Here is a 16,841-nt window from a genome sequence, read left to right on the forward strand (position 1 = left end):
GCAGGCTTGCTCGTGATGCAGGCGCTGCGGTCTGTCTAGCGGACCGCGGTGATGCTATCGCGAGCGAGCCCGCTGCCACACAAAGTGCGATCTACAGTAATCATCGAGGCGGGGAGGCGTAAGCCTCCCCGCATCGTTTGTGGAAACTACATGAATATTCTGATCGTTGGGCCCAGCTGGGTCGGTGACATGGTGATGGCGCAGACACTGTTCCAGTGCCTCAAACAACGTCATCCCGACTGCCAAATCGACGTGCTCGCCCCTGAGTGGAGCCGGCCGATCCTTGAGCGCATGCCGCAAGTGCGCCAGGCCTTGAGCTTCCCGCTCGGCCATGGCGCCCTCGAACTGGCGACCCGCCGTCGCATCGGCAAATCCCTGGCCGGGCAGTACGACCAGGCGATCTTGCTGCCCAACTCGATGAAGTCGGCGCTGGTGCCGTTTTTCGCCGGCATTCCCAAGCGCACCGGTTGGCGCGGCGAGTTTCGCTACGGTCTGCTCAACGACGTGCGCAAGCTCGACAAGGCGCGCTACCCGCTGATGATCGAACGCTTCATGGCCCTGGCCTACGCGCCGGGTGCCGAGTTGCCGACGCCGTATCCGCGCCCGAGCCTGCAGATCGACCCGATCACCCGCGACGCGGCCCTGGCCAAGTTCGACCTGGCCCTCGACCGTCCGGTGCTCGCGCTGTGCCCCGGTGCCGAGTTTGGCGAGTCCAAGCGCTGGCCGTCGGAGCATTACGCCAAAGTCGCGGAGACGAAGATCCGCGAAGGCTGGCAGGTGTGGCTGTTCGGCTCGAAGAACGATCATGCGGTGGGTGAAGACATCCGCCAGCGCCTGATCCCCGGCCTGCGCGAAGAAGCGGTGAACCTCAGTGGCGACACCTCGCTGGCCGAGGCCATCGACTTGCTGTCCTGCGCGGATGCGGTGGTGTCCAACGACTCCGGGCTGATGCACGTCGCGGCGGCGCTGAACCGCCCGCTGGTCGCGGTGTACGGCTCGACCTCCCCAGGGTTTACCCCGCCGTTGGCCGATAAGGTCGAAGTGGTGCGCCTGGGCCTGGAATGCAGCCCGTGTTTTGACCGCACCTGCCGTTTCGGCCACTACAACTGCCTGCGCCAGTTGTTGCCGCAACCGGTCAACGAAGCCTTGCAGCGGTTGCAGGGCACTGTGGTCGAGGTTCACTGAGTTGCGGGTACTGGTAATCAAGACCTCATCCCTGGGCGACGTGATTCATGCGTTGCCGGCACTGACCGATGCGGCGCGGGCGATCCCGGGCATTCGATTCGACTGGGTGGTGGAAGAAGGCTTTGCCGAGATCCCCACCTGGCACCCGGCGGTGGACAAGGTGATCCCGGTGGCGATTCGCCGCTGGCGCAAGAACCTCTGGCAAACCTTCAAAAGTGGCGAATGGCGGCGCTTCAAGCAGCGTATCCAGTCAACCAAATACGACTTGGTGATCGACGCCCAGGGCCTGCTCAAAAGCGCCTGGCTGACCCGCTACGTGCGCGCCCCGGTGGCCGGGTTTGACAAAAACTCGGCGCGTGAACCGATCGCGGCGCGCTTTTATTCGCGGCGCCTGGCCGTGGCCCGCGGGCAGCACGCGGTGGAGCGCCTGCGCCAGCTGTTCGCCGTGGCCCTCGGCTATGACTTGCCCAAGGCCCTGGGCGACTACGGCCTGAGCGTCGACAAGCTGCTCGGCCTGCCGCCGAAAAAGCCGTTTGTATTGTTGCTGCACGGCACCACCTGGGACACCAAGCACTGGCCCGAAGCCTACTGGCGCGAGCTGGCCGAGCGCATGGGCCGCCTGGGCGTGGACGTGAAGTTGCCATGGGGCAATGCCGCCGAAAAGGCCCGCGCCGAACGCCTGGCCCTGGGCCTGGACAACGCCGAGGTGCTGCCCAAACTGAACCTGGCCGGCGTCGCCCGCGTGCTCGCCGGCGCCCGCGCCTGCGTTGCGGTGGACACCGGCCTCGGGCACCTGGCTGCAGCCCTGGACGTGCCGACCATTTCGCTGTTCGGCCCCACCAACCCCGGCCTGACCGGCGCCTACGGCAAGAGCCAGATTCACCTGGCCAGCGACTTCCCGTGTGCGCCCTGCCTGCTGAAACAGTGTACGTATCAACCCACGGCCGACGATCTGCGTCGGTTCGACATCAAGCGCGAATCGCCCCTGTGCTTCACGCGGCTGAACCCTGAGCGTGTGGCGAGCCGGCTGAGCACGTTGTTACTGGCCGAGGAGATGCGCTGATGCAACTGGCGTTTGTTCTGTACAAGTATTTTCCGTTCGGTGGCTTGCAGCGCGACTTCATGCGTATCGCCCTGGAGTGCCAGCAGCGCGGTCATCAGATCCGTGTCTACACCCTGATCTGGGAAGGCGATGTACCGCCCGGTTTCGAAGTGCTGGTGGCGCCGGTCAAGGCGCTGTTCAACCATCGCCGCAACGAAAAACTCTACGCCTGGATTCAGGCCGACCTGGCCAAGCGCCCGGTGGACCGCGTGGTCGGGTTCAATAAAATGCCCGGGCTGGACCTGTACTTCGCCGCCGATGGCGTGTTTGAAGACAAGGCACAAACCCTGCGCAACCCGATGTATCGCTGGTTCGGCCGCTACAAACACTTTGCCGAGTACGAGCGCGCCGTCTTCGAACAGAGCGCCAAGACCCAGATCATGGTGCTCTCGGCCCATCAGCAGGAATTGTTCACGCGTTACTACGGCACCCAGGCGCAGCGTTTTCATTTGCTGCCGCCGGGCATCGCCCGTGACCGGCGCGCGCCGCCGAATGCCGCGCAGATCCGCGCACAGTTTCGCGATGAGTTCGGCCTGGCCGAGGACGATTTGCTGTTGGTGCAGATCGGTTCCGGCTTCAAGACCAAGGGCGTCGACCGCAGCCTCAAGGCTGTGGCCGCATTGCCGTCGGCGCTGAAGAAACGTACCCGGCTGTTTGTAATCGGCCAGGACGACCCCAAAGTATTCCAATTACAGAGCGCCGCACTGGGCCTGGGCGAGCAAGTGCATTTTTTCAAGGGGCGCAGCGATATTCCGCGCTTTCTGCTGGGGGCCGACCTGTTGATCCACCCGGCCTACAACGAAGCGGCCGGCATGGTGCTGATCGAGGCGGTTGTCGCCGGCCTGCCGGTGCTGGTGAGCAAGGTCTGCGGTTATGCCTTCTATATCGACAAGGCCGGCAATGGCCGGGTGTTGGACGAGCCGTTCGAACAGGCTCAACTCAATCAATACCTGGTCGATATGCTCGACGATCCACAAGCGCGCGCGACCATGAGTCGCAATGGTCTGGCCTTCGCCGAGACGGCCGACCTCTATAGCATGCCGCAGTACGCTGCGGACCTGATCCTGGCGGAGCCGAACCGATGAAGTTGATGCTTGCCGAACCGTTCAAGACCCTTTGGGCCGGACGCGATGCGTTCGCCGAAGTCGAGAAGCTGGACGGCCTGGTGTACCGCGAACTCGATGCCCGTCGTACCTTGCGTACAGAGGTCGAGGGCCGCGGTTATTTCGTGAAGATTCACCGTGGTATCGGCTGGGCCGAAATCCTCAAGAACCTGATCACCGCGAAGTTGCCGGTATTGGGCGCCGGCCAGGAATGGCGGGCGATCCAGCGCTTGCAGCAAGTCGGCGTGCCGACCATGACCGCCGTGGCTTATGGCGAAAAGGGCAGCAACCCGGCCGACCAGCATTCGTTTATCGTCACCGAAGAGCTGGCGCCCACCGTCAGCCTCGAAGACCTGAGCATGGACTGGCTCAAGCAACCGCCATCGTCAGTCATCAAGCATGCGCTGATCGCCGAAGTGGCGCGCATGACCGGCATGATGCACCGCGCCGGGGTCAACCATCGCGACTGCTATATCTGCCATTTCCTGCTGCACACGGACAAGCCGCTGGTGGCCGATGATTTCAAGTTGTCGGTGATCGATCTGCACCGTGCGCAGGTACGCTCGAAGATCCCGCTGCGCTGGCGCAACAAGGACCTGGCGGCGCTGTATTTTTCGGCGCTGGATATCGGCCTGACCCAGCGTGACAAGCTGCGTTTTCTCAAGGGCTACTTCCAACAGCCGTTGCGCCAGATTCTCGCCGAAGAGGCCGCACTGCTGCAGTGGCTGGAGCACAAGGCGGCCAAGCTCTACGCGCGCAAACAACGTTACGGGGATGCGCTCTGATGGCGGGTTGGAACCTGGAACCCGCTTACGCCGGCCTCGCGGATGATTTTGGAAGCCTTGAAGCGGTGTTCGCCCTGCAAGGCGAGCGGCTGACCCGCGACCCGCTGTCGGAAGTGATCCGGGTGGCGCGCGGCGGGGTCAATTACTACGTCAAGCGCTACGTCGGTGCCGGCAAGGGCCTGCGCCGCTACCTGGGCAAGCCGCGGGTGAAGTCCGAGTGGCAGAACCTCAAGCGTTTCGCCAAGTGGGGCATTCCCACCGCCGACGTGGTCGCCTGGGGCCTGGAGCGCAATGGCCTGGCCTACGCCCGGGGCGCGCTGATCACCCGTGAGTTGCCCAAGACCGAAGACTTGTCGGTGCTGGCCGAGCGCAGCGACGTGCGCCTCAAAGACCCCAAATGGGTCGATGCGGTCAGCCGCCAGCTCGCCGAATACACGCGTACCATGCACGATCATCACTTCACCCATAACGACTTGAAGTGGCGCAACCTGCTGATCGACGACCAGCACACCCTGTACCTGATCGATTGCCCCAACGGCGATTTCTGGCGCGGGTTCTGGCTCAAATACCGCATCACCAAAGACCTGGCCTGCCTGGACAAGGTGGCCAAGTATCACCTGTCGGCCACCCAGCGCCTGCGCTTCTACCTGCAATACCGCCAGCGCGCGCACCTGAGTGCGTCGGACAAACAGCGAATTCGCCATGTGGTGAAGTTTTTCGAGGGACGCGAATGAGTGATTTCCTGGCGGCCGAAGACCGCGCTCTGCTGGAGCGCAACGGTCTGGCCAGTTTCGATGCCCTGTGGGCCAAGCAACTGGACGCGGTGGACGAGCCGAACACCAGCCGTGGCGGCTGGAGCAGCGTGTTCCGCCTGGAGCTCGACGGCCACGGTTACTACCTCAAGCGCCAGAGCAACTACCTCACGCGCAGCTTGCACCGACCGTTTGGCGAGCCGAGTTTTTCCCGCGAGTTTCGTAACATCAGCCGTTATCGCGCGTTGGGTATCCCGGCCTTGCAGGCGGCGTTCTACGGTGAGCGCAAAGTCGCTGGCGAGCACCGCGCGATGCTGTTGACCCGCGCCCTGGACGGCTGGAATGACCTGGAGTCGTTGCTCGAACAGTGGCCGCAACTGAGCGACGCCCAGCACCGTGCGATACTGTTGGCCTGCGGCCAATTGGCGCGCCGCCTGCACGGCGTGGGACAGGTCCACGGGTGTTTTTACCCCAAGCATATTTTCCTGCAGGCCACCGGCGACGGTTATGCCGCGCAGTTGATCGACCTGGAGAAAACCCGCCCGCTGCTGTTTGGCTGGCGTGACCGGGTCAAGGACCTGGAGCCGCTGTTGCGCCGTGCGCCGCAGTGGTCGGATGCGCAAACGCATCACCTGCTGGCGGCGTATCTGGAACAACCTGAAGACAGCCCGCTGGTCGCCACCTGGCAGCAGCGCCTGACCGCTCGCCGCAGCCACAAGGAGCACCGTTAATGCGTTTATCCGCGCTGAAGCAGGCCGGCCGCAGCCCAAGCCTGCCGCTGACCATCGAACTGGCGGACGCCGCAGGCCCTGGTCAATTGCAATTGCTCAGCCTGTTGCGCGTGTTGCCGGGCCAGCGCTATGTAGGTGCCGGTGTCTGGCGCGGTCGCGCGGTGTTGGCCAAGTTGTTGGTGGGCAGCAAGGCGGCGCGGCATTTTCAGCGTGAGCTCAACGGCGTGCGCCTGCTGGCCGAACAGGGCCTGACCACGCCGCTGCTGCTGGCCGACGGTTTGCAGGAAGGCGAGGGCGGCTGGCTGCTGTTTGAGTTTATCGACGGCGCCGAAAGCCTGGCCGATGCCTGGCAAGCGGTCGAAGGCCTGCCGCCGTTGGCCGATGAGCAGACCGCTGTGCTCGCCGAAGCGCTGGACGCGATTGCCCGCATGCACGCCAAGGGCCTGTGGCAGGAAGACCTGCACCTGGATAACCTGCTGCGCCAGGGCGGCAAGCTGTACCTGATCGATGGTGCCGGGATCTGCGTGGAACAGGCGGGCCAGCCGCTGTCGCGCAACCGGGTGCTGGAAAACCTCGGGGTGTTTTTCGCCCAGTTGCCGAAAAACCTCGCGCCGTTTACCGAAGAGTTGCTGGTGTATTACCTGCTGAGCAACGGCGAGCATGCGTTACCGCTCGAAGCCCTGGAGAAGCAGGTGCGCAAGGTCAGCGCCTGGCGCCTGAAGGACTTCCTCGACAAGGTCGGCCGCGAATGCACGCTGTTCAGCGTGGTGCGCGGCGCGTTTGGCTTGCGGGCGATCCGTCGCGAGGAGGAGAGCGCGATGCTGCCGGTGCTGGAGCGGGCCGATGCCTTGCTCGACCAGGGGCATTTGTACAAGACCGGCGGTGCGGCCAGCGTGGCCAAGGTCGAAGTGGCCGGCCGGCCGCTGGTGATCAAACGCTACAACATCAAGGGCTTCGCCCATTGGCTCAAGCGTTTCTGGCGCCCGAGCCGCGCCTGGCATTCCTGGCGCGAAGGCAATCGCCTGGCGTTCCTCGGCATTGCCACACCCAAGCCGCTGGCCGTGCTGGAAAAGCGCTTTTTCTGGCTGCGCAGCCGCGCTTACCTGGTCACTGAATACCTGCCGGGGCCGGACATCATCGAGCGCTTCGCACCGTATGTGGAGCAGGGCGACGCGCCTGAAAACGAACTGCTGGCGCTGGACCACCTGTTCGCCGAGCTGATACGCGAGCGCATCAGCCATGGCGATTTCAAGGGCCATAACCTGTTCTGGCACGAAGGCCGCTGGGCCTTGATCGACCTGGATGCGATGCGCCAGCACCGCTCCGACGCCAGCTTCGCCACGGCGTTTGCCAAGGACCGCGCACGCTTCATGCGTAATTGGCCGCAAGGCAGTGCGCTGTATCAGGTCATCGATCAGCGTTTGCCGAAGGAAGTCGGCGGCGCCGGCTGACGGTCGAGCGGGGTTTTCAGGTAGGACGCGGTCAAGTGCGGGGGCGGGCTTGCAGGGGCCTGTCCCCCAGCAGCCAGTTGGCCTGCACGAACTGCTCGAATCTGGCAATTATGTATCATTTTATACAATGCCCGGTTGCGAGGCTGTCTTGATACGGGTTGCGGGCTTTAAGTAAGTTAGAAGTTGAAACGGATTCGGCGGATAGCGCGAAGTGTGCTGGTTTATATCAGACTTGTCCTAGAGCAATTTATTGGGGCAAGGTATTTGTTTGGTTGTATTGTGCTTCTTGTTTTAAACGGATACATGTGTGGCGCATGTTGCGGGTTGAGCATTCTTTTATCGTTCTATAAATTTGTTCTACAGCCGATGAGGTTGTTCAATTATTTATAGGGGGTTTTTATGTCGTCTATCAATGCTAACTCAAACGTGGCTGCTGATTATCAGAGGTACGAAAGTAATAACTTTAATGAGAAGGGGCAAAACAATCCGCTGGATCAGGCGGCCGGGGAAGATGCTGAGTATTTGGGTGCGCAAAATCAGCCGATTGATCATGAGATTCAATCCGACGGTAACGGTGGTTTCTATCAGCCGGGTACGGGCAGGGGGCAGCCGGGTAATGGTGAACCGGGGTTAGGAAGCATCAACGTTGGAGCGGGGCATCAAATTGACTTTGATGGTGCGGAGCCTCCGCGGTCGCTGCACTATTAAGGCGCCCGTGGGCGTGTAACGTCGAAAAGAATGCTGCTGCATGGGTATGCGCAGCATTCATGTCGTCTCGTTGTTATTGCGTTTTTTGGGTAATGGGTTTTATGCCGTTGATCATGTTGATAGTTGCAGGTGCGGTTTAAAGGAAGGGTTGGTTTGAACGTTAACCAAGCGTATTAATTTGCCCGTCAGTGCTCTTTGCTCCGGTGTGTTCGCGGCGCGAAGCAACTAATCCTGTATTGTCTTATCGGAACTTTCTCACATGACGTATCGGTGTGCCGGTGTAGGCTATCTTCGCTGGCGATGTTAGTGTGGTCGACCCTCTATGCTGAACGGTGTCGTTCATGATCCGTATGTACCCTGTGTTGCTTGCTGCTCTCCTGGCAATCTCCGGTTGCGGGACCATCAACACCGTCTTTCGCCCGGACGCTGTCGCCAGCCAGAACCTCAAGGAGTCGCGCAGCTACTGCGAAAATATCCCGCGCATCTACAGTGGGGTGATCTACGGGTTTTGTACGCTCAATGCTGAGCCCGCCCCAGAAAAAAGCCTGAATGACCGAGCCCTGTCGGACCACGAGAACAATGCTTTCCCGATCATCGCCATCGAGTTCATCGGCTCTGGCGTGCTGGACACCCTGGTCCTGCCCTACACGATCTACCGTCAGAACAAGGACGGCAGCATCGAGATCTTCCGCTGAACCTCCTCGACGCTCGCCGCTAACAGCTTCCTCCTGCTTTTGAGCTATAATCCCGCCCTTTAGCTGTTTCTCGCCCAGGCGAGAGGCACACTTTTTTCAGGCGTAACGCGCCTGCATGCAGACTAAAAGAGGCTAGACCCCTGTGGCATTGACGATTCTTGGCCTGTCCGGCGCCCTTAGCCATGATCCTTCCGCAGCCCTGTATATCGACGGCAAGCTGATCGCGGCCGCCGAAGAAGAACGCTTCGTGCGCGACAAGCATGCAAAGCACCGCATGCCCTACGAATCGGCGAAATTCTGCCTGGAACAGGCCGGCATCAAGCCCTCCGACGTTGATGTGGTCGCGATCCCGTTCGCCCCGATCAGCCTGTTCGGCGAAGCGCGCTGGCACTATGCCAAGCGTTACTGGTACGCCCCGGACCGCGCTCTCGATGCGATCCTGATGGGCAACCGGCGCTACAAGCGCTACCGCAACAAGATCGTCTGGTGCCTGGAACAGCTGGGCTTCGATCCGAAGAAAATCAAGATCGAGCCGGTTGAACACCACTTGGCCCACGCCTCCAGTGCCTACCACTGCTCCGGCTTCAAGGAGAAAACCGCGATCCTGGGGATCGACGGCAAGGGTGAGTACGCCACCACGTTCTTCGGCTACGGCGAAAACGGCAAGATCCACAAGATCAAGGAATTCTACGATCCGGACTCCCTCGGCGGCCTGTACGGCGCGGTCACCGAGTTTCTCGGTTTCGAGATGCTCGACGGCGAGTTCAAGGTCATGGGCATGGCGCCTTATGGCGATGCCAGCAAGTACGATTTCTCGCGCCTGGCCTCCTTTGAAAACGGCGAGCTGGTGATCAACACCGACTACGCCAACGTCATCGGCCTGCGTCGTTATAAAGAGAAGGGCAAGGGTTTCTACTTCTCGCCCAAACTGATCGAGTGGCTGGGGCCCAAGCGCGAAGGCGACATCGCCGACGAGCCGTACATCCACTACGCGGCCAGCATGCAGGCGCTGTTCGAGAAGCTGTCCCTGCAGATGATCGACTACTACCTGGGCGACATCCTCAAGGAAACCGGCAAGCTGGCCTTCGCCGGCGGCTGTGCGCTGAACGTCAAGCTGAACCAGAAGATCATTGCCCGTGACGACGTGAAAGAGCTGTTCGTGCAACCGGCGTCCGGCGATGCCGGCACCGCCGTGGGCGCCGCCGCTTACGTGTCCAACGCCCGTGGTGTGCCGGTGGAGAAGATGGAACACGTCTACCTCGGCCCGTCCTACAGCAACGAAGACGTGATCGCCGCTTGCGCCAAGCACCCGAGCAAGCCGGACTGGCGCAAGATCGACAGCATGCCTAAACGCATCGCCAAGATCATGGTCGACGGCAACCCGGTGGCCTGGTTCCAGGGGCGCATGGAGTTTGGCCCGCGTGCCTTGGGCGGTCGTTCGATCATTGGCTGCCCGAGCGCTACCGGCGTGGCGGACCGCATCAACCATCAGATCAAGTTCCGCGAGCGCTGGAGGCCTTTCTGCCCGTCGATGCTCGACACCGTGGCCCCGCTGATGATCAAGGTCGATCACCCGGCGCCGTTCATGACCTTCACCTTTGAAGTGTCGGAAGAGTGGAAAATCCGCGTGCCGGAAGTGGTTCATGAGGATGGCACGTCCCGCGCCCAGGTGCTCAAGCGCGAATACAACCCGCGCTACTACGACATGATGAAAGAGCTCGAAGTGCTGACCGGCAACGGCGTGTCCCTGAACACTTCGCTCAACCGTCGTGGCGAAGCGATGATCTGCTCGCCGACCGATGCGCTGAACATGTTCTTCGGTTCCGACCTGCAGTACCTGATCATGGAAGACATCCTGGTGGTCAAGGACGGCGTGGACCCTTATGACGCTGTGGTTTAAATGCTGAATCGCTTCCAGGGTTGGCGTGAACGCGGCTGGGTACCTGTCGAGGCCGAGATCTACGCCCAGGCCTGGCAGCGGTTTGGCGGCAGCGTGGCGACGCATCCGCTGATCGTCGAACGGTTGGCGGACCTGGCGCAGATTCCGGTGCGCTACCTGGGCTGGGAGCAGGACGGCGAACTCAAGGGCGCGATTGCCACTTGGGGGCGCGACCTGGCCTTGTCCAAGGACGTGCTCAAGCGGCGCGGCAAGAAAGGCGTGTTCGATCTGGGCAATGCCGAAATCATCCTGCCGATCGCCGCCGACGCGCAGTTGCCGGTACGCCACCGTGGGCGCTACCTGTCGGCGTTGAACGAGGGGCGCGTCAGCACCCTCAAGCCCCAGGCCGAGCAGTTGGCCATGGCGCGCACCCCGGAAGACCTGTCGAAGAAGTTTCGCTACAACCAGCGCCGCGAATTGCGGTTGCTCGAAGAAGCCGGCGGCGTGGTGCGGGCGGTGAGTGAGTTTTCCAGCGGCGAGCTGGCGGCGATCTACTGCGACCTGTTCCAGCGCCGCTGGGGCTTCCCGGCCACCGGCGCCGAGCATCTGGCGCAGGTGCTGGGCTTGCTCAAGGAGTTCCTGGTGGGCTCGGTACTGTTTCTCAACGATGCGCCGATTGCCGTGCAACTGGTGTATCGCGTCGAGGCGCCCGAGTGGGTCAGCATCGAATACGTCAACGGCGGTGTCGACCCCCAGACTCGTGAATTCAGCCCCGGCAGCGTGTTGAGTTTCCTCAATACGCAAAGCGCCTGGGAACAGGCGCGGGCCGTGGATAAACCGCTGCGCTTTTCCTTCGGGCGCGCCGACCGTGAATACAAGGAGCGCTGGTGCAACCCGGTGCCGGTGTTCAGCCTATGAGCCGCAAGCAGCAACTGCTCAAGCGTCATCGGCGCACCAAGCGCATCGCGCTGCTGATTGGCTTGCTGGTGCTGATCGCGGCCGGTGTGCTCGTGGCCTGGTGGCTGCCGTTGATTCTGGCGGTGGTGCTGTGGGCGGGCCATGAAGCCTGGTTTGCCGATCATCTGTTCTATTCGCCCAACGAGGATTATGCCTACGCATTCCCTCACGGCAGTGAAGTGCCAGGCCTGCGCCTGGACGCGGGGCGGCTGCTGCTGGACGCGCCGCTGGCGGCGGACGACACCCTGATCGTCGGTATCGAGCTGCGCAGCTCGTGGCTCGGGCGTTTCATCGACCCGGCGGTGGAACTGCTGGGCCTGCAAACGCCGGACCGGCAGGTGTTCGAGCGCGGTGTCGGCGGGCGCCGTTACCTCAACCTGACCGGCGCCGCCGAGGCATTGGCCGCCGGCAAACTGCGGGTGCGCGGGCGTTTTTGCCGGATCAACGGCCAGCCGACGCTGTGGCGTTTCCGTCAGCCGGATTATCGCCAGCAACGTGTGATGGTGATTGCGCCCCATGCCGACGACGCCGAACTGGCGGCCTTCAGCCTGTACAGCCAGGCGGCCGAAAGTTGGATCGTCACGTTGACCGCCGGTGAAATCGAAGCCGAGCATTATCAACAGATGGGCCTGCCCAAGGCGCAAGCGGCGCAACTCAAAGGGCGCCTGCGGGCCTGGGACAGCATTGCCGTGCCGCGCTGGGCCGGCGTTCCCGAAGCGCAGTGCGTGCAATTGGGCTACTTCTGCATGCAGTTGGCGGCCATGCAGGCCGCGCCGGACCAGGCTCAAGCCTCCCGCGAGGCGCAATTGAGCGATACGCGGCTGTTTCGTCAGTTCAATGCCTTTGCGCTGCCCGGCGACGTGGACGGCGCGCCGACCTGGCACAACCTGATCGCCGACCTGCGCGCGCTGCTGCTCAAGGCGCGGCCGCAGGTGATCGTGCTGCCGACGCCGTTGCTCGACCCGCACGCCGACCATATCTGCGCGCACGCGGCGATACTGGAAGCCCTGGAGGGCCTGGCGTGGCAGCCCGACACATTGCTCGGTTACGCCAATCACTTGCATGATAACGACCGCTGGCCCATGGGCGACTCGGGCGCCGGCGTGGCCCTGCCGCCGCGTTTCGACACCGCGGACGAACTGGTCCCCTGCAGTTTCACGCTTGCCTTGAGCCAGCAGCAGGACAAGGCCATGGCCCTGGGCATGATGCACGACCTGCAACCGCGCGCGCCGCTCAAGCGCCGTGTGCGTCGCTGGTTGCAACAGGTGCTGGCCGGGCGTAGCCCATCGCCATACGGAGAGAACGAATTCTTCCGCAAGGCTGTGCGTCGGCATGAATTGCTGTGGGTCCTGAAACAGGACTGAGACCTTATTTACGGCAGACCGCATCCGTTTGCCGCACCATTTTTTGCCGGGCTGCGCGCCCGCAGCCAGATCGCTGCATGGAGAGTTATGAAGCCTCGTTTCAAGGTTTTGCAGTTACAGCCGGACTACAACGTCAAGACCAATGACTTCGCCGACCTGGGTGAGCAGATCGTCAAATCGTTGCCGGTTGAACGCTTCGAGGTGACATCGGGGTATCTCAGTGGCCGCCCGTTACCGGGCCAGCCGCTGAGCGTGGCCGAGCACTCCCACTATTTCGAACTGCCGGAGAAGTCCCTCAAGGGCATCCGCTTTGGCGCCATGTGGCAGATCTACAAGTATTGCCGCGAGCAGAAGTTCGATGTGGTCATCTGCAACCGCTTCAAGTCGGTGAACATGATGCTGTCCCTCAACCGCTGGTTGAAGATCCCGCTGTGCATCGGCATCTCCCATGGTTTCGGCGAGTACGCCCGTGGCTACCGCCGGCGTCAGACCCAGCGCTGGGTGAGCCCGGCGTGGCGCTTCGTCGGCGTGTCGGAGGCGGTGCAGGAGTACCTGGTGGCGCTCAATTGCGGGTTCACCCGTGAAAACACCACCTATGTCACCAACGCCATCGACATCCCGCAGGCAGAAGCCTTGCAGTTGCCGCGCGATGAAGCACGCAAAGCCCTGGGCTTGCCGCTGGACGCGCGGATGATCGGCGCCCTGGGCCGCCTGGTGCCGATCAAGGGCCACACGCATCTGCTGCAGGCGTTTGCCACGCTCAAGGACAAATACCCGCAGGCACAGGTGGGGATCATCGGTTCCGGCCGCGCCGAAGCCGACCTGCGTGCCGACATCGAGCGCCTCGGCCTGACCGGTCGCGCGCACCTGTTGGGGTTCCGTGAAGACGGCATGAAGTACGTGCGCGGTTTCGATATCTGGACCATGCCGTCGCTGTTCGAAGGCCTGGGCCTGGCGCTGCTGGAAGGCATGAGCGGGCATTTGCCGGTGATCGCCTCCAACGGCCCGGCGATGCTGCCGCTGGTGCAGGGCGCGGGCGGGCTGTCTCACGATCCGGGCAACGTCGAGCAACTGGCCGCGGCGCTGGATACCTACCTGGCACTGAGCGATGAGCAATTGCGTGCCAAAGGGGAGGAGGTGTTCCGTTACCTGGTAGCCAACCACACCCTGGACGAGTTCAAGCACAAGTACCTGACCCTGATTGAAACCGGTTTGCGTGAAGTAGGTAGAGCATGAATCAGCCACAACCCCTGGTCTCGGTGATCATCGCGTCCTACAACCATGGCCCGTACATCGAGCAGAGCATCCTCAGCGTGCTGGGGCAGACCTACGCGAACATCGAACTGTTGGTGGTCGACGATGGCTCCAAGGACGACAGCGTCGAGCGCATCCGGCGCTTGCAGGCCGAACACGGCTTTGATTTCCAGGTCCAGCAGAACCAGGGGCTGACCAATACGCTCAACGGCGCGATCGCCCGTGCCAAAGGCACGCTGATCGCGCCGTTCGGTTCCGACGACATCATGTTGCCCGAGCGCATTGCGGCCCAGGTCGCCTATATGGAAGGCAAGCCCAAGGTCGGCATCTGCGCGGGCAACATTGAGTTGATCGATGGCGATGGCCAGCCCTATCCCGACAAGAAGCAGCACCGGGACCTGCCGTTTCGCAGCCTGGACTTCGATGACCTGTTCCTGGGCCGCAAGCCGTTCCCACCAGCACCGACCCTGTTGATCCGCCGCGAAGCGCTGGAGCAGGTGGGGGGCTTCGATCCGCTGATTCCGCTGGAAGACTTGCTGATCGAATTGAAGATCACCCACGCCGGCTACACCATCGACGTGTTGAACATGGTCATGGCGCGCTATCGCCAGCACGCCACCAACACGTACAAGAACCATCGCTACATGATTCAGAACATCCTCAAGACTTATGGATTGTTCAGCGAACACCCGTCGTATGACGCGGTGCGCTACAACTTCCTCAACTCGATGTTCCTCAAGACCGCCGACCGTGACCGGCCGTTGGCGCGGGAGATCCTCAAGCAGATCCCGTTGAAGTTCTGGGGGCGCAAGACCCTGCGCGGGCTGGTGCGGTTGTACCTGGCGCCCCTCAGAAGCTGAGGCGGCGGTGGCAGTGAAAAAGGCGACTATCAGCAGTGATAGTCGCCTTTTTTATCAGGCGGCCGGGCTAGCCAGGCCCTGGACCTGCTCGCGGATTTTTGCCGTGGCTTTTGGGCTGGCGATGCTGGCGTAACCCTTGGCCAGTTGCTCGAAGTGCGCTTCGAACAGCCAGTTGCGGTCCTGCGGGTAACGTTGCATATGGCGCAGGTTGCGTTGGCGCAAGGCATTGCGCAGGGCCGACGGGAAGATGCGCAGGTCGGCGATATCGATCAGCGCGAACTCGCCGTCATCCATCAGCAGCACGTTGCCCAGGTGCAGCGAGCGGAAGTACACACCACGCTCATGCAATTGGGCCATGAATCGACCGAAGCGCTCGATCAGCGATTCGCGCAGGCTACTGTCCAGGCTTTGCAGGGCCTGGCGCAGGGTCAGGCCGGGCAGTGGCGAGTAGGTGACGGCACTGCTGGCGTCGCGCAGGCTGTACACGCCGAGGATCTGCGGGGTGGGAATGCCCAGGCTGCGTAATTGTTCGGCGTTGTTGGCAAACCGCTCGGAATAAGGGTTGAAGCTGCCCGAGGTGTACCAGCGGCGTGCGCGGAAGACCTTGAGGAAACTGCCGTCTTCCAGGCGCAGGACTTTCGGGCCCAGGCCGTCGGCTTCAATCACATGGGCGTCGTGGCACAGTTGATCGAAGGCCTCGGCCTTGAGGGTTTGCACCGGCATGCGCAGCAGGCTGTGGCGGCGCTGGGCGATGCTCAGGCCGGCGATGATCGCCAAAGGAATCCACAGCAGGAACCAGTGTTCCTTGGGCCGCGACAGGATGCCGCCGCCCTCGGTCAGGCCGGCGCCGATGCCGTAGGCCAGCAGGGAGGACGCAAGGATGAACAGCGGTTGCGCCCGCTCTTTGAGGCTTTTGTACAGGCCCCAGCCGAGCATGAAGATCCACGGGATAAAGCCGATGATGCCGACGTAATACAGGACGCCCAGGGCAAAGCTGTGGGGTTCGCGCAGTTGGTAGCCGTCGATCTGAGCCAGGGTCAGGTACAGCTCGGAGTCGTAGCTGTGGCCGATCCACGGATGGTCGGCGATGCGCTGCAGCGTCATGCTCCACAGTTCGAGGCGGAACGAGCTGCCACGGTTGGTGATCAGTTCAGGGTAGAACAGCAAGAGCGCGGCGGCGCCCAGGACCAGGCCCGTGATCATCAAGACCGAGCGGCGGTTGCGGCTGACAAAACTCATCCACAGGATGGCCAGGGTCAGTGCCACCAGCGGCGTGCGGGAACCGGTGGCCAGCACCGCGAGGGTCATGATTGCCAGGGCCGGTACGCTGAACCACAGCACCTGAAAGCGCTGGCTGGTCATGCAGACATACAACCAGTAGACGCTGAAAAAACCGAACACGTGGGAGCTGAGCAGCGGGTTGTCGAGGGCGCCGCGGCCGCCGATCATGCGTATTTCAAGGCCCGGCTCAAACCCCTTGGCGAAGGCCACCAGGTCACACAGGGTCGCCACCAGTGCGATCACTGCCGCACTGAAGAACACGGGCTTGAACAGGTCGTTGCGGTAATGCAGCAACAGCCCGCAGCCGGCAAACAACATGAACGTGTGCAGCGGTCGCTTGAACAGGTCGGTGTCGGGATGAAACTCCGGGCTCCAGAACAGGCTGGTCAGGGCCCAGGCGGAGAAGACCAGGAATGCGATGGCCAGCGGCTCACGCAGCAACTCCATGAATTCCCTGGGGCGCAGGCACAACAGCAACAAGGTCGGCGCGCTGAACAGGACGTAGTAGAACCTGTGCAGCACGTTGCGATTGGTGACGAAGAACAGCGAACTCAGCAGAAGCAACAAGCCAATGGGCAAAATCCATAGGACCAGGAAGTCGAAGACGCGATTTGAGCCATAGGTAAGACGCTTGCACTGCATACGGTAAAAGCCATTTCAGAAATAGAAAGCCGACCATCTTAAAGTAGTGGCTATATAATGTCGCCGGTTGGATTTCGCCGGCCCGCGGGTCA

The 16,841-nt window shown here is 62.2% G+C and carries 15 protein-coding genes; 14 read left to right on the plus strand and 1 reads right to left on the minus strand.

The window, feature by feature from the left end:
- Positions 1 to 150 precede the first annotated feature (150 nt).
- From waaF to TU80_RS00855, 14 genes are all read left to right on the plus strand, one after another.
- Positions 151 to 1,185, plus strand: a complete 1,035-nt coding sequence (gene waaF, locus TU80_RS00795; protein ID WP_046384937.1) for a lipopolysaccharide heptosyltransferase II — start codon at positions 151 to 153, stop codon at positions 1,183 to 1,185.
- Between the two features lies 1 nt (position 1,186).
- On the plus strand, positions 1,187 to 2,248 hold the full coding sequence (gene waaC, locus TU80_RS00800; RefSeq protein ID WP_057003654.1) for a lipopolysaccharide heptosyltransferase I: 1,062 nt from the start codon (positions 1,187 to 1,189) through the stop codon (positions 2,246 to 2,248).
- Entirely contained in the window at positions 2,248 to 3,372 is a 1,125-nt protein-coding gene (locus TU80_RS00805; RefSeq protein WP_046384935.1) for a glycosyltransferase family 4 protein, read from the plus strand. The genes waaC and TU80_RS00805 overlap by 1 nt, the downstream gene beginning before the upstream one ends.
- Entirely contained in the window at positions 3,369 to 4,175 is an 807-nt protein-coding gene (rfaP, locus tag TU80_RS00810) for a lipopolysaccharide core heptose(I) kinase RfaP (RefSeq protein WP_057003655.1), read from the plus strand. Before TU80_RS00805 ends, rfaP begins: the two co-directional genes overlap by 4 nt.
- Entirely contained in the window at positions 4,175 to 4,909 is a 735-nt protein-coding gene (locus TU80_RS00815) for a lipopolysaccharide kinase InaA family protein (protein WP_046384933.1), read from the plus strand. Before rfaP ends, TU80_RS00815 begins: the two co-directional genes overlap by 1 nt.
- Complete coding sequence (locus TU80_RS00820; protein ID WP_057003656.1) at positions 4,906 to 5,658, plus strand: lipopolysaccharide kinase InaA family protein; 753 nt, start codon at positions 4,906 to 4,908, stop codon at positions 5,656 to 5,658. Before TU80_RS00815 ends, TU80_RS00820 begins: the two co-directional genes overlap by 4 nt.
- Positions 5,658 to 7,109, plus strand: coding sequence for a lipopolysaccharide kinase InaA family protein (locus TU80_RS00825; protein WP_057003657.1), 1,452 nt, complete (start codon positions 5,658 to 5,660; stop codon positions 7,107 to 7,109). The genes TU80_RS00820 and TU80_RS00825 overlap by 1 nt, the downstream gene beginning before the upstream one ends.
- 399 nt (positions 7,110 to 7,508) lie before the next feature.
- On the plus strand, positions 7,509 to 7,817 hold the full coding sequence (locus TU80_RS32575; RefSeq protein WP_134939406.1) for a hypothetical protein: 309 nt from the start codon (positions 7,509 to 7,511) through the stop codon (positions 7,815 to 7,817).
- Between the two features lie 341 nt (positions 7,818 to 8,158).
- Positions 8,159 to 8,512 carry a YceK/YidQ family lipoprotein gene (locus tag TU80_RS00830; RefSeq protein WP_057003658.1) on the plus strand — a complete coding sequence of 118 codons (354 nt, stop codon included), beginning with the start codon at positions 8,159 to 8,161 and terminating at the stop codon, positions 8,510 to 8,512.
- A gap of 142 nt (positions 8,513 to 8,654) precedes the next feature.
- A complete protein-coding gene (locus TU80_RS00835) occupies positions 8,655 to 10,412 on the plus strand; it encodes a carbamoyltransferase family protein (RefSeq protein ID WP_057003659.1) in 1,758 nt (585 codons plus the stop codon).
- The gene (locus TU80_RS00840) at positions 10,413 to 11,309 is read left to right on the plus strand and encodes an antimicrobial resistance protein Mig-14 (protein WP_057003660.1); all 897 of its coding nucleotides are present in this window, start codon (positions 10,413 to 10,415) and stop codon (positions 11,307 to 11,309) included.
- A complete protein-coding gene (locus TU80_RS00845) occupies positions 11,306 to 12,712 on the plus strand; it encodes a PIG-L deacetylase family protein (protein WP_057003661.1) in 1,407 nt (468 codons plus the stop codon). Before TU80_RS00840 ends, TU80_RS00845 begins: the two co-directional genes overlap by 4 nt.
- A gap of 87 nt (positions 12,713 to 12,799) precedes the next feature.
- A complete protein-coding gene (locus tag TU80_RS00850; protein WP_017849794.1) occupies positions 12,800 to 13,948 on the plus strand; it encodes a glycosyltransferase family 4 protein in 1,149 nt (382 codons plus the stop codon).
- On the plus strand, positions 13,945 to 14,826 hold the full coding sequence (locus TU80_RS00855; RefSeq protein WP_057003662.1) for a glycosyltransferase: 882 nt from the start codon (positions 13,945 to 13,947) through the stop codon (positions 14,824 to 14,826). The genes TU80_RS00850 and TU80_RS00855 overlap by 4 nt, the downstream gene beginning before the upstream one ends.
- A gap of 54 nt (positions 14,827 to 14,880) precedes the next feature.
- On the opposite strand, the gene TU80_RS00860 is transcribed toward TU80_RS00855, so the two are convergent.
- Positions 14,881 to 16,749, minus strand: a complete 1,869-nt coding sequence (locus TU80_RS00860) for a bifunctional O-antigen ligase/aminoglycoside phosphotransferase family protein (protein ID WP_057003663.1) — start codon at positions 16,747 to 16,749, stop codon at positions 14,881 to 14,883.
- Positions 16,750 to 16,841: the final 92 nt, after the last annotated feature.

The organism is Pseudomonas veronii (genome assembly GCF_001439695.1).
In the GTDB taxonomy this organism is placed as follows: Bacteria; Pseudomonadota; Gammaproteobacteria; order Pseudomonadales; family Pseudomonadaceae; genus Aquipseudomonas; species Aquipseudomonas veronii.

What these genes read in the sequence shown, in the direction of transcription:
- TU80_RS00830 (WP_057003658.1), top strand. Translation starts at nt 8,159, where the DNA reads ATGATCCGTATGTACCCTGTGTTGCTTGCTGCTCTCCTGGCAATCTCC.
- TU80_RS00825 (WP_057003657.1), top strand. Translation starts at nt 5,658, where the DNA reads ATGCGTTTATCCGCGCTGAAGCAGGCCGGCCGCAGCCCAAGCCTGCCG.
- TU80_RS00850 (WP_017849794.1), top strand. Translation starts at nt 12,800, where the DNA reads ATGAAGCCTCGTTTCAAGGTTTTGCAGTTACAGCCGGACTACAACGTC.
- TU80_RS00820 (WP_057003656.1), top strand. Translation starts at nt 4,906, where the DNA reads ATGAGTGATTTCCTGGCGGCCGAAGACCGCGCTCTGCTGGAGCGCAAC.
- TU80_RS00805 (WP_046384935.1), top strand. Translation starts at nt 2,248, where the DNA reads ATGCAACTGGCGTTTGTTCTGTACAAGTATTTTCCGTTCGGTGGCTTG.
- TU80_RS00860 (WP_057003663.1), bottom strand. Translation starts at nt 16,749, where the DNA reads ATGCAGTGCAAGCGTCTTACCTATGGCTCAAATCGCGTCTTCGACTTC.
- rfaP (WP_057003655.1), top strand. Translation starts at nt 3,369, where the DNA reads ATGAAGTTGATGCTTGCCGAACCGTTCAAGACCCTTTGGGCCGGACGC.
- waaF (WP_046384937.1), top strand. Translation starts at nt 151, where the DNA reads ATGAATATTCTGATCGTTGGGCCCAGCTGGGTCGGTGACATGGTGATG.
- TU80_RS00840 (WP_057003660.1), top strand. Translation starts at nt 10,413, where the DNA reads ATGCTGAATCGCTTCCAGGGTTGGCGTGAACGCGGCTGGGTACCTGTC.
- TU80_RS00815 (WP_046384933.1), top strand. Translation starts at nt 4,175, where the DNA reads ATGGCGGGTTGGAACCTGGAACCCGCTTACGCCGGCCTCGCGGATGAT.
- TU80_RS32575 (WP_134939406.1), top strand. Translation starts at nt 7,509, where the DNA reads ATGTCGTCTATCAATGCTAACTCAAACGTGGCTGCTGATTATCAGAGG.
- TU80_RS00845 (WP_057003661.1), top strand. Translation starts at nt 11,306, where the DNA reads ATGAGCCGCAAGCAGCAACTGCTCAAGCGTCATCGGCGCACCAAGCGC.
- TU80_RS00855 (WP_057003662.1), top strand. Translation starts at nt 13,945, where the DNA reads ATGAATCAGCCACAACCCCTGGTCTCGGTGATCATCGCGTCCTACAAC.